This is a genomic window from Streptomyces sp. NPDC005803, from assembly GCF_040630435.1.
Taxonomy (GTDB): Bacteria; Actinomycetota; Actinomycetes; order Streptomycetales; family Streptomycetaceae; genus Streptomyces.
This window is the reverse complement of the sequence record NZ_JBEXXO010000036.1, coordinates 50,955-71,407: the sequence shown is the minus strand read 5'-3', so window position 1 is coordinate 71,407 and position 20,453 is coordinate 50,955. Positions and strand designations below refer to the sequence as shown.

Annotated in this window: 14 protein-coding genes; 6 read left to right on the top strand and 8 right to left on the bottom strand. The window is 73.0% G+C overall.

Annotation, left to right across the window (positions count from 1 at the left end; translation table 11 throughout):
- Nucleotides 1-407: 407 nt before the first annotated feature.
- Entirely contained in the window at nt 408-857 is a 450-nt protein-coding gene (locus ABZ454_RS34780; protein ID WP_356325159.1) for a PTS glucose transporter subunit IIA, read from the top strand.
- 76 nt (nt 858-933) lie between these two features.
- Nucleotides 934-2,604: a phosphoenolpyruvate--protein phosphotransferase gene (ptsP, locus tag ABZ454_RS34775; RefSeq protein WP_359543522.1), complete on the top strand. Its 1,671-nt coding sequence runs from the start codon at nt 934-936 to the stop codon at nt 2,602-2,604.
- An 81-nt stretch (nt 2,605-2,685) separates the two neighbouring features.
- On the opposite strand, the gene ABZ454_RS34770 is transcribed toward ptsP, so the two are convergent.
- Together ABZ454_RS34770 and ABZ454_RS34765 are read right to left on the bottom strand one after the other, a co-directional pair.
- Nucleotides 2,686-3,603, bottom strand: coding sequence for a hypothetical protein (locus ABZ454_RS34770; protein ID WP_356325155.1), 918 nt, complete (start codon nt 3,601-3,603; stop codon nt 2,686-2,688).
- 67 nt (nt 3,604-3,670) lie between these two features.
- Nucleotides 3,671-5,647 (bottom strand): acetoacetate--CoA ligase, encoded by a 1,977-nt coding sequence (locus tag ABZ454_RS34765; protein WP_356325153.1) that lies wholly within the window; start codon nt 5,645-5,647, stop codon nt 3,671-3,673.
- 251 nt (nt 5,648-5,898) lie between these two features.
- On the opposite strand from ABZ454_RS34765, the gene ABZ454_RS34760 reads away from it, so the two are divergent.
- On the top strand, nt 5,899-8,250 hold the full coding sequence (locus tag ABZ454_RS34760) for a glycoside hydrolase family 31 protein (protein WP_359543521.1): 2,352 nt from the start codon (nt 5,899-5,901) through the stop codon (nt 8,248-8,250).
- Nucleotides 8,251-8,295: 45 nt separating this feature from the next.
- Here the strand turns inward: ABZ454_RS34760 and ABZ454_RS34755 are convergent, their stop codons facing one another.
- Nucleotides 8,296-8,805, bottom strand: coding sequence for an NUDIX domain-containing protein (locus tag ABZ454_RS34755; protein WP_359543523.1), 510 nt, complete (start codon nt 8,803-8,805; stop codon nt 8,296-8,298).
- 109 nt (nt 8,806-8,914) lie between these two features.
- On the opposite strand from ABZ454_RS34755, the gene ABZ454_RS34750 reads away from it, so the two are divergent.
- Nucleotides 8,915-9,721 (top strand): M15 family metallopeptidase, encoded by an 807-nt coding sequence (locus tag ABZ454_RS34750; protein ID WP_359543520.1) that lies wholly within the window; start codon nt 8,915-8,917, stop codon nt 9,719-9,721.
- 130 nt (nt 9,722-9,851) lie between these two features.
- Nucleotides 9,852-10,199: a DUF962 domain-containing protein gene (locus tag ABZ454_RS34745; protein ID WP_359543519.1), complete on the top strand. Its 348-nt coding sequence runs from the start codon at nt 9,852-9,854 to the stop codon at nt 10,197-10,199.
- Between the two features lie 63 nt (nt 10,200-10,262).
- Here ABZ454_RS34745 and ABZ454_RS34740 read toward each other — a convergent pair whose 3' ends face one another.
- Genes ABZ454_RS34740 through ABZ454_RS34725 form a run of 4 tightly spaced genes read right to left on the bottom strand, consistent with a single transcriptional unit; the run spans nt 10,263 to nt 14,606 of the window.
- Nucleotides 10,263-10,868, bottom strand: a complete 606-nt coding sequence (locus ABZ454_RS34740; protein ID WP_356325144.1) for an ATP/GTP-binding protein — start codon at nt 10,866-10,868, stop codon at nt 10,263-10,265.
- Nucleotides 10,849-11,271: a DUF742 domain-containing protein gene (locus tag ABZ454_RS34735; RefSeq protein WP_356325142.1), complete on the bottom strand. Its 423-nt coding sequence runs from the start codon at nt 11,269-11,271 to the stop codon at nt 10,849-10,851. Before ABZ454_RS34735 ends, ABZ454_RS34740 begins: the two co-directional genes overlap by 20 nt.
- A 9-nt stretch (nt 11,272-11,280) precedes the next feature.
- Nucleotides 11,281-11,724 carry a roadblock/LC7 domain-containing protein gene (locus ABZ454_RS34730; RefSeq protein WP_356325140.1) on the bottom strand — a complete coding sequence of 148 codons (444 nt, stop codon included), beginning with the start codon at nt 11,722-11,724 and terminating at the stop codon, nt 11,281-11,283.
- Nucleotides 11,721-14,606 carry a nitrate- and nitrite sensing domain-containing protein gene (locus ABZ454_RS34725; RefSeq protein WP_359543518.1) on the bottom strand — a complete coding sequence of 962 codons (2,886 nt, stop codon included), beginning with the start codon at nt 14,604-14,606 and terminating at the stop codon, nt 11,721-11,723. Before ABZ454_RS34725 ends, ABZ454_RS34730 begins: the two co-directional genes overlap by 4 nt.
- Before the next feature lie 452 nt (nt 14,607-15,058).
- Here ABZ454_RS34725 and ABZ454_RS34720 point away from each other — a divergent pair, with 452 nt between their 5' ends.
- Complete coding sequence (locus tag ABZ454_RS34720) at nt 15,059-15,505, top strand: hypothetical protein (RefSeq protein ID WP_356325161.1); 447 nt, start codon at nt 15,059-15,061, stop codon at nt 15,503-15,505.
- A gap of 107 nt (nt 15,506-15,612) precedes the next feature.
- On the opposite strand, the gene ABZ454_RS34715 is transcribed toward ABZ454_RS34720, so the two are convergent.
- On the bottom strand, nt 15,613-20,442 hold the full coding sequence (locus tag ABZ454_RS34715) for a hypothetical protein (protein WP_359543517.1): 4,830 nt from the start codon (nt 20,440-20,442) through the stop codon (nt 15,613-15,615).
- Nucleotides 20,443-20,453 lie beyond the last annotated feature (11 nt).

Here is a 20,453-nt window from a genome sequence, read left to right as displayed (position 1 = left end):
CTCTATCAGACTCTTTCGTGTCCGATTCCCGGTCGAAGCGGGTCTTGCTTTTCTCGCTTTCCAGTTCTTCGCTTTCGCGTTTCCCTTTCCGGCGATTCCGACTCTATCAGGCCTTTGCACTTACCTTGACCGGCCCCCCGCAGACATACGGGTGCCCGATTTCGGGTTAGGGTCTGGGCTTGAAAGTCGCCGCCGACCCCCGACTCATAGTCGCGTTGGGGCCAGGCAGGAGTACGACAGTACAGGCTGCCGGTAGTCGAGGCAAATCGTTTCCGGTACGTCCCTAGGTCCTCGAACCACCAGGACTCGGGCGGAACCGGGACTTCTTATGACTTACGCTGCTCAGCAGTACGCCGCCCCTCCAAGTCGCGGCGACACCGACGAAGCTCCACTCTGGGAGGCCCCCCATGACCGCTGTGACGTCCCCTCTTGCCGGACGTGCCATCGGGCTCGCCGCTGTACCCGACCCGGTCTTCTCCGGGGCCATGGTGGGTCCCGGTACCGCCATCGACCCCGTGCGTGAGCCGTCCGAGGCCGTCTCACCCGTCGACGGAATCGTCGTCTCCCTTCACCCGCACGCCTTCGTGGTCGTGGACAGCGAGGGTCACGGAGTGCTGACCCACCTCGGCATCGACACGGTCCAGCTCAACGGCGAGGGCTTCGAGCTGCTCGTGAACAAGGGGGACACCGTCACCCGCGGCCAGGGCGTCGTCCGGTGGAACCCGGTTGCGGTCGAGGCCGCCGGCAAGTCGCCGGTGTGCCCCGTCGTGGCGCTGGAAGCAACCGCCGACTCGCTGTCCGAAGTGGTCGAGGACGGCGACGTGAAGGTCGGCGACGCGCTGTTCGGCTGGCAGTAGCGCGGACGGCGCAGTGACAGCCGACTGGATATCCACCGCGGCGGCATCGTCCGCCGCACAACCGGAGACGGGTGACATGCAGACAACGCTGCGAGGCGTAGGCGTGAGCCACGGCGTGGCGATCGGCGAGGTACGGCACATGGGCACGGCAGTGCTCGAACCGCCGGCCAAGCAGATCCCGGCCGAGGAGGCCGAGCGCGAGCAGGGGCGGGCCCGGCAGGCCGTGGAGGCCGTGGCGGCCGACCTCGTCGCCCGCGGCAACCTGGCCGGGGGCGAGGCCCAGCACGTGCTGGAGGCCCAGGCCATGATGGCCCAGGACCCCGAGCTCATCGCGGATGTGGACCGGCGCATCGCTGTCGGCAGCACCGCCGAGCGCGGTGTGTACGACGCGTTCGCCTCGTACCGCGCGCTGCTGGCCGGCGCCGGTGAGTACCTGGCCGGCCGGGTCGCCGACCTCGACGACGTGCGCAACCGGATCGTGGCGCGCCTGCTCGGCGTGCCGATGCCGGGTGTGCCGGACAGCGATGAGCCGTACGTGCTGATCGCGCGGGACCTGGCTCCGGCCGACACGGCTCTGCTCGACCCCGCTCTGGTCCTCGGCTTCGTCACCGAGGAGGGCGGGCCGACGAGCCACAGTGCCATCCTGGCGCGCGCGCTCGGCGTGCCCGCGGTCGTGGCGCTTCCCGGCGCCGGCGAACTGGCCGAGGGCACGGTGATCGCCGTGGACGGCAGCACCGGCGAGATCTTCGTCGAGCCGAGTGACGAGAAGCGGGCGGAGATGGAGAGCTCCGCCGCGGCGCGCAAGGCGGCTCTGTCCGCGTCGACCGGTCCCGGCGCGACGTCCGACGGGCACCATGTGCCGCTGCTCGCCAATATCGGCGGACCCGGCGATGTCCCGGCGGCCGTCGCGGCGGGCGCGGAAGGGGTGGGGCTCTTCCGTACGGAGTTCCTCTTCCTCGACGACAGCAAGCAGGCACCGACCGAGGAGAAGCAGATCGCCGCCTACCGCGCGGTGCTCGAGGCGTTCCCCGAAGGCCGGGTCGTGGTGCGGGTGCTCGATGCCGGGGCGGACAAGCCCCTGGACTTCCTTACTCCGGCCGACGAGCCGAACCCGGCGCTGGGCGTGCGTGGGCTGCGCAGTCTGCTGGATCACCCCGACGTGCTGCGGACCCAGCTGACCGCTCTGGCGAAGGCGGCCGAGGGGCTTCCCGTCTACCTCGAGGTCATGGCCCCCATGGTCGCGGACCGTGCGGATGCCAAGGCGTTCGCCGACGCGTGCCGGGCCGCCGGGCTGCGGGCGAAGTTCGGCGCGATGGTCGAGATCCCGTCGGCCGCGCTGCGGGCGCGCTCGGTGCTGCAGGAGGTGGAGTTCCTGTCGCTGGGCACCAACGACCTGGCGCAGTACACCTTCGCCGCGGACCGTCAGGTGGGCGCTGTTTCCCGGCTGCAGGACCCGTGGCAGCCGGCGCTGCTGGATCTGGTCGCGCTGTCGGCCGATGCCGCCAAGGCCGAGGGCAAGAGCTGCGGTGTCTGCGGTGAGGCCGCCTCCGATCCGCTGCTCGCCTGTGTCCTGACCGGTCTGGGTGTGACGTCGCTGTCGATGGGGGCCGCCTCCATTCCCTACGTACGCAGCACGCTGGCGAAGTACACGCTCGCCCAGTGCGAGCGTGCCGCGGCGGCCGCGCGTGCTGCGGACTCCGCCGAGGAGGCCCGCGTCGCCGCGCAGGCCGTGCTGTCCGGCGAGTAGGACGGGGCGGGCGGCCGAGGGGTCGTGCGGTGTGTGAGAAGGGGCTTCCCGCCAGTGACGGCGGGGAGCCCCTTCCCTCTGTCAGCGGTGTGCCTCCGGTGCGTCGGCGGCGATGTCGAAGCCCGCGCAGTACTCCACGCCGGATTCCGGGGAGACGGGGTCACCGGTGTCGGCGTCGGTGCAGTAGGCGCTGAACACCTCCCCGGCGGTGAGCGGAACGAGGCTGCCGTTGGTCAGGCGCCAGCCGTGGACCCGGTCCGCGGTCCCAGGGGCGCTTGTCCGCAGGACGACTCCCCCGCGGCTTTCGAGGGCGATGGCGACGGCCAGCACGGTCGTGAACTCGGCGCCCTCCGCCGAATCGAGGTGTGCGGGGCCGGTGGTGTCGCGCTCGGTGTGCAGGGCGGCGAGCAGTTGCTCGTTCTCCGTGGGCGTGCTGCAGACCAGGTGGTGCGTGCCGGGGCCGGCCGCCTCCAGGGTGCGCAGCAGGAGATGGGACGCGCGGTCGAAGGCGGCGCGGCCGATGTCCTCGCCGCAGTCCGCGCAGTCCCCGAGCCCGGCCAGGAGCATCGTGGCGTACTCCCAGGTGGCCTGCCGGACCGCCCGGGTGACCAGGAGGGGGATCAGGGTGTCGATGGGTTGTCCGGTGTACGCGACGGTGGCGCCGCAGGCCGCGACCTCCGCGGTGAAGCGGCTGCGGCCGGCCGGTGTGTCGGGTGCGATGCCCGACTCGGCGCAGAATTCCGCGTACTCCTCGGGGTCGAAGAGGGCGACCGTCGTGTGCATGCCCTGTGCGGCGAGGGCCCTGAGCAGGCCTTCCACCTCCCGCAGGTACGCGGAGTGGTCGTCGAAGGTGAATGTGCGGTAGCGCCGCATCGCCGCGAAGTCCTGTTCATCGGTCAGGAGACCGATGGTGCTCGGTGCTTCGCGGCGCAGCATGCGTCGCATCGTGGTGCCGGTCCGGCCGCGGACGGCGGCCCGCTTGTTCCTGGTCTGCGCCATGATTCCCCCAGTGCGCTGTCGAACATTGCTCACTCAGCGTAATCATGGGCACTGACAGTGGCCTCCGTCAGCGGCGCTCGCGGGCCAGCTTCTCGTAGAAGTGCAGGAGCTCCAGGTTGTCGATCGAGCCGGGGTTGACGGCCTTGGCCAGGGCGGTTCCCTGGAGCAGGCGCTTGACCGGAACCTCGATGCGCTTGCCGGTGAGGGTGTGCGGGATGCCGGGGACCTCGATGACCTCGTCCGGGACGTGGCGCGGCGAGAGATTCTCGCGGATGGTGCGCTTGATGCTGTCGCGGAGGTCGTCGTCGAGTGCGGCGCCTTCGGCGAGGTGGACGAACAGCGGCATCCAGTAGCCGCCGTCGGGCTCCTCCAGGCCGATGACGAGGGATTCGCGGATCTCGGGGAGGCGCTCGACCGCTTCGTAGATGTCGGCGGATCCCATGCGGACACCCTGCCGGTTGAGGGTGGAGTCGGACCGGCCGTGGATGACGACGGATCCGCGGTCCGTGATGGTGATCCAGTCCCCGTGCCGCCAGGAGCCCGGGTACGTCTCGAAGTAGCTCTCGCGGTAGCGGCTGCCGTCGGGGTCGTTCCAGAAGCGGATCGGCATGGACGGCATGGGCCGGGTGACGACGAGTTCGCCGACCTCTCCGGTCAGCGGTTCGCCCGCGGGGTCCCAGGACTGGAGATCCGTGCCGAGGCAGGCGGCCTGGAGTTCGCCGATGTGGACCGGGAGGGTGGGGACCGCGCCGGCGAAACAGCTGCAGACGTCGGTGCCGCCGCTGACGGAGGCGATCCACAGGTCGTCGGCCACCTCGTCGTGGAGCCAGCGGAACCCGTCGGGCGGGAGCGGGGAGCCCGTGGTGGCGACGCACTGGATGCGGGAGAGGTCGAAGTCCCGTCCCGGGTGGACGCCGGCTTTGCGGCAGGCCATGACGTAGGCGGCCGAGGTGCCGAACAGGGTGGCGCCCGTCTGTTCGGCGACGCGCCACTGGGCGCTGACGTCCGGGTGGCCGGGGCTTCCGTCGTACAGCACGAGGGTGGTGCCGGTGAGGAGGCCGGAGACGAGGAAGTTCCACATCATCCAGCCGGTGGAGGTGTACCAGAAGAAGCGGTCCTCGGGGCCCAGGTCGCAGTGGAGGCCGATCTGCTTGAAGTGTTCGAGCAGGATGCCGCCCTGGGACTGGACGATGGCCTTGGGAAGGCCGGTCGTGCCGGAGGAGTACAGCACCCACAGCGGGTGGCCGAACGGGACCTGTTCGAAGACGGGCTCGATGTCCCCCTCCGTGAGGGCGGACCAGTCGAGCGCGCCTTCGGGTGCGTCGGTGCCGAGCAGCGGGATGTGGACGACGGCGCGGACGGTGGGGAGTTCGCGGCGCAGTTCGGCCACGGTGTCCGCGCGGTGGTGCTCCTTGCCGCCGTAGCGGTAGCCGTCGACGGTGAACAGGACGACGGGTTCGACCTGCTGGAAGCGGTCGAGGACGCTGCGGGCGCCGAAGTCGGGGGCGCAGGAGGTCCAGACGCCGCCGACGGCAGCGGTGGCGAGGAAGGCGACGACCGCCTGCGGGATGTTGGGGAGGTAGCCGCTGACGCGGTCGCCGGGGGTGACGCCGAGGGCGCGGAGTTCGGCGGCGAGCGAGCCGACCTGGCGGCGCAGTGCGGACCAGGAGACCGCGACCTGGGTGTGGGTCTCGTCGACGTGGAGCAGGGCGGGTGCGTCCGCGCGCAGGGGGTCCTCGGCGGTCCGCAGCGCGTGCTCGGCGTAGTTGAGGGTGGCGCCGGGGAACCACTCGGCGCCGGGCATGGCGCGGTCGCCGATGACGGTCTCGTACGGGGTGGAGAAGCGGACGTCGAACCATTCGGCGACGGCCTTCCAGAAGGTGTCGAGCTCGTCGACCGACCAGCGGTGCAGGCTCGCGTAGCCGCCCTCGGCCGGGGCTCCGTGGTGCTCGGCCGCCCAGCTCTGGAAGCGGGTGACGGCGGCGGCCGCGATGCGGGCGGGGCCGGGCTGCCAGAGGGGGGCTTCGTCGGCTGCTGTGGTCATGGGGCGGCTCCCTGGCTGTACGGGTACGCGGTGTGTGCGTGTGTCGCGCGCACGGGCTGGGGTGTGCGCGTGAGGCGGCTCCACGGACGATGCCATGTGATCGTCCTTCGCACCAGGGCTGCCCGCCCATGGCCGCGCCGCCCGATATGTGGTCCGGCCACGCCGTGCGCGGCCGCGCCCGTGGCCGGCCACGGGTGAACGGAAGTTGAACAGAACCCGTTCCTGGATCACCGGGTGGCAGGGTGAGCCGCATGGACGGTCGTGACCTGGTGCGCTCGGTGAAGTTGGTCGGTTCGAAGCAGGGGCTGCGTACGGTGCGCTCGGCGTGGCGCCGGGCGCGGGCGGACGCCCGGGCCTTGCCTGCGCGCGGTGCGGAGCGGGCGCGGGTGCCGGGGCCCGTGGTGGGTGCGGAACCGGAGCCGGGCGGGGGTGTGGTGAGGTTCGCCCGTTCGGAGCTGCGTATCCGGGTGGCGGTGGGCGGAGCGGTCTTCTGGGGGTGGGAGGGCGCCGGGCCGCTGCCGTCGTACGCACTGCCGGGGGCCGCTCCCGACGCCGATGTGCGGGCGCTGCTGGAGCCGGACAAGGACGGCGGCTGGCAGGTGGTGTCGGAGCGGCTGACGGTGGTGGTCTCGCGGCACGGTGCGGTGGAGTTGCGCACGCCGGGCGGAGTGGTCCTCCGGCGGGAACTGCCGCCCCGTTGGTGGGAGCCGGTGGCGGGCGGTCCGGCGCGCTGGGTGCAGCGGTCCGAGGTTCCGGCGGACGCACGGTTCTTCGGGCTGGGCGGGCGGGCCGCGGGTCCCCGGCTCAGGGACGGTGCGTACGCGCTGTGGAACACGGATCCGGGCGGCCGGTTCGGGCCCGAGGACGATCCGCTGTATCTGACGATGCCGGTGCAGGTGGTCGTCGCGGACGCCGGGACGCATCTGGCGTTCCACGACAACTCCTGGTCGGGGCGGGTGACGCTGCGCGAGGGCGAGGAGGGGGCGGGCTCGGGCCATGACCGGCCGGGGACCTCCGAGGTGCGGATGGACGGAGGTCCGCTGCGCTGCTGGGTGGTCGTGGGCACGCCGGCCCGTGTCCTCCAGGGGTGGTCGGCCCTGACGGGCGCGCCGGCGGTGCCACCGTCGTGGGCGCTGGGCCCGCAGCACGCCCGCTGGGGGTTCGGGAGCGAGCGGGAGGTGAGGCGGGTCGTCGCGGGGTACCGGGAGCGGGGGCTGCCGTTGTCGGTGCTCCATCTGGACATCGACCACTTCGACGCGCACCGGGTGTTCACCGTGGACCGCGAGCGGTTCCCCGATCTGCCGGGGCTGGCGAAGGAGTTGCGTGAGGACGGGGTGCGGCTCGTCTCCATCGTGGACCCGGCGGTGGCGGCGGCGCCGGGGAACGCGGTCTTCGACACCGGCGCGGCGGTCGGCGCTTCGGGTGCGTTCGTCCGGGACGCCCGGGGACGGGTGGTGCGCGGGGAGGTGTGGCCCGGTGAGTGCGTGTATCCGGACTTCACCGATCCGCGGGTGCGCGAGTGGTGGGGCGGACTGTACGAGGAGCGACTGGCGCAGGGGTTCTCCGGTGTCTGGCACGACATGAACGAGCCGGTGTCGTTCGCGGCGTTCGGTGAGCCGACGCTTCCCCGTTCGGCCCGGCACGCGTTGGAGGGGCGCGGCGGTGATCACCGGGAGGCCCACAACGTGTACGGCCTCGCGATGGCGCGGGCCGGCTACGAGGGGCTGCTCCGGTTGCGGCCCGAGGAGCGGCCGTTCCTGTTCTCGCGGTCGGGCTGGGCGGGGATGCAGAGGTACGGAGGGACGTGGTCGGGGGACGTGACGACGGGCTGGCCGGGGCTGCGCGCCTCGCTGGCGCTGGTGCTGGGTCTCGGGCTGTGCGGGGTGCCGTATTCGGGGCCTGACGTGGGTGGGTTCGGTGGTTCGCCGTCGCCCGAGCTGTATCTGCGGTGGTTCCAGTTGGGGGCGTATCTTCCGCTGTTCCGTACGCATGCGGCGATCGACGCGGGGCGCCGGGAGCCGTGGGAGTTCGGTCCGCTGGTGCTCGACGGTGCGCGGGAGGTGCTGGCGGAGCGGGAGCGGTTGCGCCCGTACTGGGTGACGCTGGCGCAGCTGGCCCGGCTGACGGGGGCCCCGTATGTGCGTCCGCTGTGGTGGGCGGCGCCCGGCGACCGGGCGTTGCGGGAGTGCGAGGACGCGTTCCTGCTGGGTGACGCGCTCCTGGTGGCGCCGGTGCTGGAGCCGGGCGTCGAGGCGCGGTCGGTGCGGCTGCCGGCGGGGCGGTGGTACGACACGGTGAGCGGCGCGGTGTACGACGGGCCGGGGCAGGTGGTGGTCGACGCGCCGCTGTCGCGGGTGCCGGTGCTGGCGCGGGCCGGTGCGGTGATTCCGGTGCGGGGTGCGGACGGTGGGCCGGCTCTGGAGGTGTGGGCTCCGGTGGAGGGGGCCGGCGGGGGCGGCTCGGTGGTGCGTGACGTGGGGGACGGCTGGGAGCCGGCGGTGGTCGAGCGGTACACGACGCGGCTGGTGGGCGGGCGGGTCGTGGTGGAGCGGGACGGCGAGGAGGGGCTGGTGGACTGTCCGGTCCGGGTGCGGGGGATCTGAACGGGCGCCCCTCGGGGTCCGGGTAACGGCCTGAGGTGCGCGCGGTCAGCGGTAGCGGCCGGCGAACCAGGAGCGGACCGCCTCGGTGTGGAGGGGGAAGGCGAGCGCTTCGGGGGCGCGCAGCACCCGGTATCCGGAGGTCTCGTCGGTCGGCACGGAGGGCGGGAGCGCGGCGGCCGGCCGCGTGGGGAGCAGCCCGAACAGGAGCAGGTGTCCGTCGGGGTCGCTGAGGGCGTCGGCGAGACGGACCTCGTCGCCGTCCGCCTCGATGCCGGTCTCCTCGCGGAGTTCGCGTACGACCGCGTGTTTCCAGTCCTCGTCGTGGTCGATGAAGCCACCGGGAAGGGCGGTGCCGCCGAGGCAGGGTTCGATGGTGCGGGTGATGACGACGAGTCCGGTGCCGTCGGGTCCGGTGACGGGGACCAGGGCGACGGCGACCGGCAGCGGGTTGCGGTAGGCGGTGGCTCCGCAGGCGGTGCAGGCCCGGGGCCAGGCGTCGGGGGACGGCAGCGCGGTGTACGGCGCTCCGCAGCTGCCGCAGTGGGAGTCCTTCACGGTCTTCTCCGTTCCGTCCTCGTCGTCACCGGCCCGCCGGCCGGGCGGCACTCGCGGGACTGTATCCGATCACCCGCCCGGGACGAGCGGACCGAGAGAAGATGTGCTCATGACAGGTATTGCTTCCGCTCTCCGTGTTCTGGCGGCCACCGCCGCCACCCTGCTCGCCGTCACCGCCGCAGCGCCGGTGGCGCAGGCGAAACCCGAGCCCAAGGCCCCCCGCGAGTTCGTCGCGCTGCGCACGGTCGATCCCACGATCATCCAGGAGATGCGCTACCCCACCGGGCACGACTTCATGGGTGTGCCGGTGGACGGGTACCGCCAGTCGCTGTGCATCCTGACCCGGCCGGCCGCCGAGGCGCTGCACCGGGCTCAGGTCCGGCTGCTGGCGCAGGGGTACTCGCTGAAGGTGTACGACTGCTACCGGCCCCAGCGGGCCGTGGACCACTTCGTGCGGTGGGCGAAGGATCTCGACGACGAGACCATGAAGGGGGAGTTCTATCCGCAGGTCGACAAGACCCGCCTGTTCGCGGACGGTTACATCGCCGAGAAGTCCGGGCACAGCCGGGGCAGCACGGTGGACCTGACGCTGGTGCGGCTGCCGGCCCTGCCGACCAGGCCGTACCGTCCGGGCGAGACGCTGGTGCCGTGCTACGCCCCACAGGCCGACCGCTTCCCGGACAACTCGGTCGACATGGGGACCGGCTTCGACTGCTTCGACACGCTCTCGCACACCGACGACCCGCGGATCCAGGGCGTGCAGCGCGCCAACCGCCAGTTCCTCAAGGAAACGCTGACCGACGCCGGATTCGTGAATCTGGCCGAGGAGTGGTGGCACTACACCTTCAAGCCGGAGTTGTTCCCCGACACCTATTTCGACTTCCCGGTGGCCCGCAGGTCCGTCGCCGGCCACTGAGAGGCCGCCCGGTCCGGCGAGGACGCGAGCGGGCGGCCGGGACCACCCCCGTGGGTTCCGGCCGCCCGTTCTTCTCTTCGGACGCGGAGCGGGCGTATCCGGTTGCCGATCCAGCCATTACGGTGCCCGTATGTCACAGCAGACGTTCGATTCGTACGAAGAATTCTGGCCCTATTACGTCGCGATGCACTCCCGGGCGGCCACCCGGTGGATCCATCTGAGTGGCACCCTGACCGGTCTGGCGATCACCACGTACGGACTGGCGCGCGGTCGAAAGCGGTACGCGGCGGCGCTGCCGCTGATCGGGTACGGGACCGCCTGGCCCGCTCACTTCCTGATCGAGGGGAACAACCCGGCCACCTTCGGCCATCCCGTCTGGTCGCTGCGCGGTGACGCGCAGATGATCGGGATGATGCTGGCGGGCCGCGGCCGGGAGCTCGCCGAGACCGCTGCCAAGTGGCTCGCCGACAACAGCTGACCGGGCACCCCCCTGCGGCGACCCGTCGCCCGGCCGCTCCCCCGGCCGGGTACGGCCGGCCCCCTACGTCGTGGCGGGCTCGCGGAGCCGGTCCACGCGGGCCACCGCGTGTTCGACGACGGCCACCAGGACGTCCCGGACGGATGACCGGTCGCGCGCGTCGCACATGAGCACCGGCACCTGTGGATCCAGGTCGAGCGCCGCCTGCACGGTCCCGGTGGGAAACCGGTCGGCGCCCTCGAAGCAGTTGACGGCCACGGCGAACGGGATCTCCCGGCGCTCGAAGTAGTCGATCGCTGCGAAGCAGTCCTGCAGCCGCCGGGTGTCCGCGAGCACGACCGCCCCCAGCGCACCCTGGGCGAGTTCGTCCCAGAGGAACCAGAAGCGGTCCTGTCCGGGGGTCCCGAAGAGGTACAGCACCAGGTCCTCGCGCAGGGTGATCCGCCCGAAGTCCATCGCCACGGTCGTCGTGGTCTTCGCCTCGACCCCGTCCAGGTCGTCCACCGGACGCCCCGCCTCGCTCAGCCTCTCCTCCGTACGCAGCGGTCTGATCTCGCTGACCGCGCCCACCAGAGTCGTCTTGCCCACGCCGAAGCCGCCCGCCACCAGGATCTTGAGGGTAACGGGGTCAACGGGCCGCCTGTCGCGGCTAGAGCGCCCGAAGGCCATTGATCACCTCGCGAAGAATGTTCACGTCCGGCAGCTCGGCCGGCGGAACGGGACGGGTCACGTGCACCAGCTCGTCCTCGACGAGGTCACCGACCAGGACCCGGACCACCCCGACGGGCAGATCCAGACCGGCCGCGAGCTCGGCGATCGACTGGGGCATGTCATTGCAGAGTTCGACGATCTCCACGTGTTCCGGGGAGAGCATCTGGTCCCGGCCGGGGTCGTCGGCCGCGGGTTCGGGCAGGACGAGCGCGATCAGGTCGAGGCGGTGACGGGACGCGCTGCTGGTGCGCCCCCTCGTCATCGCGTACGGGCGCACCACCGGTCCCGCGTCCGCGTCGTACCAGCGCGAGGACTGCGGGTCGCCGGGGGGCTCCGGGGTGCGGGGGGCGTCGGCGCTCATCCCATCCACTCACCCTCCGGAGGTCGGACCGGTCGTCCGGGGGGCGTTGGCCAGATGGGCTCCCACCCTCTTGACCATCAGCGTCATCTCGTACGCGACCTGCCCGACGTCCGAGTCGGAGTCGGCCAGTACGGCGAGGCAGCTGCCGTCGCCGGCCGCCGTGACGAACAGGAAGGCCTCGTCGAGCTCGACGACGGTCTGCCGGACCCGGCCCGCGTCGAAATGGCGGCCGACCCCCTTGGCGAGGCTGTGGAAGCCCGAGGCGACGGCCGCGAGATGTTCGCCGTCCTCCCTGGTCAGGTCCTTGGACGCGCCGGTGGCGAGACCGTCGCTGGAGAGGACCAGCGCCTTGCGGATGCTGGCGACGCGCTCGACGAGTTCGTCGAGGAGCCAGTTGAGTTCACCCGCCCCCTGACGTGCGGAGTTGAGTGCTGCGGCGTGCGGTGCGGTCATGGACCGTCCCCTCCCGGAGTGGTTCCTCGTGCTGGGTCGCCGGGGCTGGTCCCGTCCTCGGCGTTCTGCAGGCGTCCGCGCTGCCAGCCGCGCTGGAGCGAGGCCATGCGGTCGCGTACCTCGTCGGCGTCCCGCTCGATGTCGTCGGCGCTCTCCACCGGGCCGGGCCCGGCGGCGCCCGAGTCCTCGCGGAGCTGCGGGGCGAGGCTGGCCTGCCGGATCCGGCGGGGCAGTCCGCCCACGGTGCCGGCGGCGGCCGGCGGGGCCGGGACGGCTGACGTGGACGGCCGGGGCGCCGGTGGCGACGGCGTGACCGGCCGGGCTTCGGCGGCCCGGGCGGGTGTCCGGAAGGCGCTGGGCTGCCGGGTTGTGGCGGGCCGGCGCCGGTCGTCGTACGGAACGGGGCCGGTGGCCGGGGGCCGGGCGGAGGTCCGCGCGGGCTCGTGATCGGCGGTCGTGGGGTGGGCGCGGCCGCTGTCGTCGACCCGGCGGCCCCGGTCGGTGACGAGGGTCGGCGGGGTGCGGCGGGGCAGCGGGCGGACGGCGTCCGGGCGCAGTTCCCGGACGCCGTCCGGCTCCGCCGTCCGGTCGGCGGCCTGCTGGTGCTGCTCGCGGTCGCCGCCCTGCCGGAGCTCGCGGGCGCGGAAGATGCCGCCGCGTTCGCTCTCGGTGTCCTCCAGGTCGCGGACACCGTCGAGTACGGGGTCCAGGCCCCGGTCCGCGACGGCTTCGAGGAGCGGGTCACGGTCGAAGCCCCCCGGCGCGACCGGTCCTTCCAGCTCGACCGGACCGTCCAGCAGGGCCGGGTCCGCCAGACCGCTGGGCACCGGTGAGAGGCTGCCCGGCCGGTCCTGCGGGCGGGCGGCGGCGATGCGGCGGGCGGGCGTGTCCTCCGGCCGGCCCCTCTCCGGGTCGCTGCCCGGTCTGCTGCTGGCGATCGCCTTCTCGGACCTGCGGTCGAGCCGGAACCCTGTGCCGTGCGAGTCCGGGGCGTCGGTGAGCAGCGCCGCCGGGATGAACACGACGGCGGTGGTGCCCCCGTACGGGGAGGTCTGGAGCGAGACGCGGACGTTCTGCCGCTGGGCGAGCCGGCTGACGACGAAGAGGCCGAGCCGGTCGGTGTCGGACAGTTCGAACTCGGGGGTTTCGGCGAGCCGGAGGTTGGCGTCCAGGAGTGTTTCGGGGGGCATCCCGAGGCCGCGGTCGTGGATCTCCAGGGTGAAGCCGTTGGCGACCTGTTCGCCGTGCACCTGGACCGCGGTGTGCGGGGGCGAGAACACCGTGGCGTTCTCGAGGAGTTCGGCGATGAGGTGGGTGAGGTCGGCGACGGCGGGGCCGCCGACACCGATCCGCGGGAGCCGGCGGACCTCGATCCGTTCGTAGTCCTCCACCTCGGCCACCGCGGCCCGCACCACGTCCATGAGCTGGATGGGCTTGCGCCACTGCCGGGAAGGGGCGGCTCCGGACAGGATCACCAGTCCCTCGGCGTGGCGCCGCATCCGGGTGGTGAGGTGGTCCAGGCGGAAGAGGTCGGCGAGCTCGTCGGTGTTCTCCGTGCGGCGCTCCATGGTGTCCAGGAGCGTCAGCTGGCGGTGCAGCAGCACCTGGTTGCGGCGGGCGAGGTTGACGAAGACCTCGGAGACGCCGCGCCGCATGTCCGCCTGCTTGACGGCCGCCTCGACGGCGGCCCGCTGCAAGGTGTTGAGCGCCTGGCCGACCTGGCCGATCTCGTCCCGCTCGTACTGCAGGTGCGGCGACTCGGTCTCGACGTCGACGTGCTCGCCCGCGGCGAGGCGGCGCATCACACTCGGCAGCCGTACCCCGGAGACCTCATGGGCGTCCTTGCGCAGCCGGGAGAGGTCACGGACCAGCTCGCGGCCGATGCGTACGGACACGAAGACGGAGACGAGCAGGGCCAGGAATCCGAGGACGCCGGCGACGCCCGCCTTGATCAGGACGCCGTAGCCGGCGGGCCTGCCCCGGTCCTGGAAGCGGTTGTTCATCTCGGTCGAGTCGTTGGCCAGCCGGTCCAGGACCGGTGGGGCGACCTCCTGCCAGCGGGCGGAGTCCACGGCACGGGAGTTGCGGGTGGGGCCCTGGGCGAGGAGCTTTTCCTCGGCGGAGCGCAGGGGTTCGCTGTCGGGGCCCGTCCAGTACCGCTCCACGCGTCGGCGCTCGGACGCGGGGAGCACCTGGAGGTTGATCTCGTACAGCAGTTCGCGGTTGGCCACGAGGTCGGAGATCTGCCGGAGCTCCGGGGCGGTGAACCGGCCTGCCAGGAGTCCGGAGGCGACCAGTGCGTCTTCCCTGGAGAGCATCTCGCGGGCGCGTGAGACACCGGCGAGCGCCCGTACCTGCTTGTCCATGGACACGTTCTCCATCGTGTGGAGGCCGGTCAGGAAGCGGTAGCAGGGGTCGATGAGACGGTTGTAGTAGTCCATCGCCCTGGTCCGGCCGATGGTGCGCCGGTCCACGGAGTCACGGAGCGCGTCGAGTTCCTCGACCGCGCCGAGGATCGAGCTGAGCTGGGTCTCGGCGTCGGGGCGCAGCGCGTCGCGGATGTCCTTCTGCTGCGCGCTCGCGGTCACGCGCTTCACGACCCGGTCGGTGACCCCGCGCTGCGTGCGCAGGAGCGGAAGGGCGTCCGAGGCCCGCGGGTCGGCGAGGAAGACGAGGGTCTGACGGCGCTCGTTCTGGACGGCCCTGACGGTCTCTTCCAGGGGGTGGCCGACCTTCTCCACGACGGTGCTCGCGCTCAGCAACTGGCCGGCCTCGCGCCCGGTCAGATAGGTGGCGAAGCCCCAGAGTCCGGTGAGGGAGACGAGCGGCACCAGCAGCAACGCCACGATCTTCCTGCGGATGGACTTTCCGCGAAAGCGCATGGCCTCCCCCAGCTCGGCCCCGCGGGGCGCGGGGTGGTGTTCCGTCAACAAACGGCGCGAGCCTACTACCGACACACAGACAACTCGAAGGCGTGTCCGGACGATTTTCGGCCGCCTTACTGCGAGTTGACCATGAGTTGTCCCGGTATTCCGGGAGATGAAATTCGCGAATGCGACAGAAGACGCCGATCAGAGCGGCATATTCCTCCCCTTGCCGGTTGGCTGGAACTCTCCGCTCCGTGCCGGATCGGGGGGAATCTTCCTCGTCCGGCACTCGTCTGTCTGTACGGGGGCAGGAGAGCTGCAGGAGGGCCCTGGGCAGGACGGGACGGCCCGCCCGCGTAGAAAGGGTGCATGCGGGGCAGCAACCCTCAAGACGGACAGCGATGGGGAGTTGAAAGGCGTTGGACACGCAGGAGCGTCATGGTGCGGCGGAGGTGCCGCCGGCCCGGATGACGGAAGAGGCGGGCACCGCGGAATCGGCGACGTGGGGCGGGCCGGAGATCCCACGGCAGCCACTCTGGGTCGAGGAGCCGGCCACGCGCCGGCGGATGCCGGATCCGGTGCGCAGAGCCGCCGTGCGCGCCGTACTCATCACGTCGCTGACACTCATCCAGGCCGTGGTCGCGTTCCTCGCCTCGTTGGCCGGTTCCTGGCTGGCCTTCCCGATGGTGCTCAGCAGTGTGGGCAGCACGGTGGTCGCGACGTGGTCGGTGCTGGACGTGTGGGTCACCCGGCAGGTGTGGAACCAGCGCAACGGCGTGGTGTCGGCGCCCAGCAGTTCGGCCCGGCAGCTGCGCCGCGAGCGGCGCAGGGCGAAGCGGGAGGCGCGGGTCGCCGAGCGGGACGCGGCGCGGATACGGCGGCGGGACGCGGGTCGCCGCCTCTCCCGGGCCTGACCGCGGCCCCGCCCCTCTCCTCGGGCGGGACCGTGGCCGGCTTCCGGGCCTGCGGGCCGGTCCCCGTGCCGCTTACCGGCTGCCGCGCGTCGCTTGCGTTTTTGGGCCTACGAGGCCGTGCCGGGCTCCGGAGCCCGGCGGTGCTCGTCCCCGGTCCGGGCCGCCGGCACATCCGGCGTAGCCGCGGACCGCTTGAACATGCGGGTGGCGGTGATCTCTCCGTGCACCGTCTCGCTTTCCGGGTCCTGCTGGGGCAGCCCGGGGCGCAGATGCTCCTCGACGCTGATGTACTTCAGCCCGGCCCTCAGGTCGGCGTCGTTGCGCAGCCTGATCACCAGCGGGAATTCGGCAAGCGCCGTCGTGTCGAAAAGCCCTGTGGTGTACAGCAGTTGGACGCCCAGCGCGTCCGCGACGGCGCGCTGGAGCTCCAGCAGGTAGGTGGCGTTGGCGCGGCCGATGGGATTGTCGAGGAACAGCGTCCCGGCGTGCCGGTGCTGGTGCCGGTCGCGGCCGCGGTCGTTGCTGCGCAGGGCGGCCATCGTGCAGTACAGGGCGATGGCGGCGGTGAGCAGCTGGCCACCGGAGAAGACGTCGCCCATCTGCCCGACCGGCACCCGCTCGGCCCGCAGCACCGCGTCCGGCTTGAGGATCTCGACCGCGATGCCGCGGGGCTCCAGCGCCGCCTGTACGCCGCGCAGCAGCAAGGACATCCCGTCCCGGCGCAGGTCGGAGTTCTTCTTCAGGGCCGCCTTGGTCGCCTCGTCGATGACGTCGCCGAGCCGTTCGGTGAGGGTGGCCTGGTCCGGTTCCTCGAAGCGGATCCGGAGGAATTCCTGGCCGGACCACTCCCCCAGTCCCTCCGGGAGCCGGGAGAGCCGCTGGGCGGAGCGGAGCGTGGTGAGCGCGGAATCCACCAGCCCGCGCAGCCGGTCGACGATGGAGTCACGGTTGCGCTCCAGCTGTGCCAGTTCGTCGGTGAGGACCCGCAGCCGGGGTGCGAACGCCGTAGCCCACTTCTGCGCGTGCTCGGGCAGCGCCGCGGCCGGGAGTTCGCGGATCTGCTGGCGGGCCGGGGTGCGGACCTGTTCGTAGCGGGTGGAGTTGGCGTGCCGGACGAGGATGTCGCTCGCCTCCCGTACGGCTGCTTCCGCGGTGGACAGGTCGGTGGCGCAGCCGCGCAGTGACCGGCGGGCCTCGGCCGCGGACTGCCGGGCCTCCTCCAGGCTGCCGGGGTACGGCTCGGGGGTTTCGGTCTCGTCCTCGGCGCCGTGGTCCCGCAGGAGGTCGCGCAGCAGGGCCGCGGTCTCGTCGAAGCCACCTGCCGAGTCCTCGGCGGTGCGGTGGGCGTGCAGCAGCTCCGCGTGGGCGGCGCGGGCGGTGTCCAGCGCGTCGGTCGCGGCGGCGAGCTCGGCCGTCGCGGTACGCAGCAGCGCCTGGGCCTGGTCGGCGTCGGCGGGTACCTGGTCGTCGGGGAGTTCCGTGTGCAGGCTCTCGCCGTCGGCGGGGGCCAGCCGCTCGGCCTCACCGCGCAGCCGCCCCAGCTGCTCGCTGGCGGCCGAAGCGCGCGTCTCCAGCAGCTGGACCAGGGACTCGGCGCGGGCCGCAGCGGCCTGCCGAGAGGGCCCGTCGGCGCCGTCCGTGCTTTCCAGGAGCTGGGCGGCCCGGGTGCGGACCTTGTTGGTGAGCCGGTCGAGCTCGGCCAGCGCGGCGCTCTCGTCGCTCTCCGCACGCGCCTGTTCGGCGCGCAGGTCGGCGCCCACGCCGACCTTCTCGTACAGCTGGGACGCCGCCCGGTAGGCCTCGCGCAGCGCGGGCAGGGTGTGACGCGGGGCGCCCGGCTCCGGCTCCGGGAGGTGCTCGGGGGCGCCGGCGATCTCGGCCCGCTCGGCGCGCAGGGCGCGGGCGGTGCGGCGGGCGTCGTCGGCCGCGCGCTGGGCGGCCCTGCGGTCCTCGTCGGCGGCGCGGGCCCGCTCCAGGCAGACGGTGGCACGGGCCTCGGACTCGGCCGCCTCGTCGACCAGTTCGCGCAGCTTCGCCTGCCAGCCCGCCCGTTCGCGGAGCCGGAAGGCGAGTCCGGCGAGCGCGTCGGCGGCACGACGGGCACGCTGGGCGGCCTCCTGGCGTTCGTCGCGGACGCGGGCGGTGTCCGCGGCCGCCTCGTCGGCCTCGGCCCGCACGGTTCGGGCCTCGGCGAGAGCGGCCTCGGCCGTCTGTGCGGCCGTACGGGCGGCGCGGGCGGCTTCGGCGAGTTCGGTGAGCATGCCGGGCGGGCAGTCCGCGCGCCAGGAGCCGATACGGGCGGCGAGGGCGCGGTCCCCGGCGAGGCGGGCCGCCAGCGTGCGGATGTCCTCGTCGCGGGCCGCGGCCCGGCTCCTGAGGGCCTGCCGTTCCTCGTCGGCGGCGTGCTCGTCGTGCATCGCCGGGTTCGGCGGGACGAGGAACACCCCGTCGGTGCTCGCGACGGATCCGGCGATGTGGTCCGGCACGGGCGCGAGCAGCGCGGCGGCGGTGCCCACGGCCACGGCGGAGCGCGGCAGCAGGGCGGCGGCGCCGAGCACCTCACGGGCGCGGGCGTGGGCGTCGGGGTCCGTGATGACGACGCCGTCGACGAGTTCGGGGCGGGCCGCGAGCACGGCCGCGTGGTCGGCGGGGTCGACGGCCTGGGCGAGGTAGCGCCAGCCGGGCAGCGCCGGAATGCCGTGTTCGCCGAGGTATTCGACGGTGGCGAGCACGTCCGGCCCCGGCGGCAGCAGCCCGCCGTCTCCGAGCGCGCCCAGGATGCGGGAGTCGTCCGCCGCCGCGGTGCGCAGTTCGAAGAGACGTCGTTCGGCTGCGGCCACACCCTGGTCGAGGAGGTCGCGCAGTTCCTCCGCGCTGCGGTCGAACTCGTCCGCGGTGAGGGGCTGTCCGGCGGACCCGGGCCGGGCCGCCGTGGCAGTGTGGGCTCCGTGCGGGGCCGCGCCGGTCCCGTCCGGGACGGCGGAGCCGGACTCCGGCCCCGATCCCTCCCCACCCTCGTCGTGCTGCCGCTGGTCCTCGCCACCGTCCTGCCCGTCCGGCGCGCCCCGTCGGGGCCGGGGCACTCCGCCGGTGGCGGGCAGGCCCAGGAGGTCGGCGAGACGGTGTTCGGCGGCGATCGACTCGGCGGTCCTGAGCTCGGCCTCGTACGCCTGTTCCGCGGCGCGCGCTCCGTCGGCGGCCCGCGCCGCGGCGAGTTCGGCCCGGCTCTCGGCGGCGGTGGCCTGCCTGGACCGGTCCGCCGCCGCCGCGGCGGCCTCGCGGGCGGTGTCCCACGCGGCCACCGCGGCGTGCTCGGCGTCGTTCGCCGCGAGCGCGGCGCGGGCCGGGTCCGCGTGGGGCGCGGTGTCGTCGAGCCAGCCCGCGCGGACGGCTTCGGCGGTCTCCTGCTCCACCTCGGCGAGGCGCTGGCGCAGATGACCCGCCTCGCTGCGGGCGCGCTGGGCCTCGGTGGCGGCGGTGGTGGCGTCGCGGTGGGCGGCCTCGCCCGCGGTCTGGAGGGTGTCGGAGCGTTCCTCCTCCTCGTTGGCGAGGCTCTCGCCGGCTTCGGCGGCGGTGTGCAGGGCCCGTACGAGATCGGCGGCGGCGGTGGCGCGTGCGGCAAGGGCCGGGGCGGCGTCGCGTTCGGCCTCACGGATCGCGACGGCGACCCGGGCGGATCGGTCGGCGGCGGCACGGTGGCGGAGCACCGCCTCGGCGGCCTGCCAGGCGGAGTGCAGGGTGCGGGCGTCGCCCAGTTCGCGGCGCTGGGCGGCGGCGCTCTTCTCGGCCGCGGTGAGCGCCAGGGAGGCGTGCCGGTAGGCGAGTTCGGCGGCGATCAGGGCGCTGCGGCCGCGGGCCTCCTCGGCACCGGTGACGGTGTGGGCGGCGCCGGTGACCTGCTGGGCGAGCTCCGCGGTCCGGCCGCGCTCCAGGCCGGCGCGGGCGGAGAGCCTGCGGGCCAGGGTGCGGGTGCGGCGCTCGGCGCCGGCGTGGACGTCGCGGGTCCTGGAGCGTACGTCGGCGGCTTCCACGATGCGGCCGAGCAGGTCGACGGAGCCCGCGGTGAACTCCCGCTCGGCGGTGAGCTCGGCACGGCGGCCCAGCTTGTTGCCGAAGCCGCTGACGAGGTCGGCGAGTCCGTCGGTGTCGCGGGTATCGGTGACGGCGCGCAGCAGCAGATCGGTGAAGTCGGAGTCCTTCTTCACCGCGAAGAGTCCGGCCGCCTCCCCCTCGTCGGCGTTCATCTCGCGCTGGTAGCGGAAGAGTTCGGGGTCCAGGCCCAGGTCGCCGAGGTGCTCGTTCCAGCGGTCGTGGATCTCTTCCCAGTGCACGTCCAGGTGCTGGTAGAACTTGCCCGCCTCGGTGAGCGCGTCGCGGAAGCCCTTCATGGTGCGGCGCCTGCCGCGGGCGCCGGAGACGCCTTCGGCGGGGCGGCCGACCGTGGTGGCCTCGGCGACGGGCAGCGAGTCGAGGCTGAGTCCGGGTCCGGGGCGGAAGGAGTACCAGGCCTCGGCGAACTTCCTCGGGTCGTTGGAGACCTGGCGCCCGCGCCACTCGCTGACCTTGCCGACGACCACGCACTCGCCGGTCAGGGTGTGCTGCCATTCCAGCGCGACGTGACCGCAGTCCTCCGCGAGCAGGAACTTGCGCAGGACGCCGGAACTGGCGCCGCCGAGGGTGTTGCGGTGACCGGGCAGCATCACCGAGAAGATCAGCTTCAGCAGGACGGACTTGCCTCCGCCGTTCTCCAGGAAGAGCACCCCGGCGGGGGCGGGCCGGCGCGGCGGGCCGACCGGCTCCTCCTCGAAGAACTCCGCCTGTGCCGGTGCGGGACGGGGCACGGGTTCGCCGACCCCGCGCAGGTCGAGCACGGTGTCGGCGTAGCGCGCGCCGGCAGGCCCGATGGAGTAGAGGCGGACCCGGGACAGCTCGTACATGGCGGCGGACT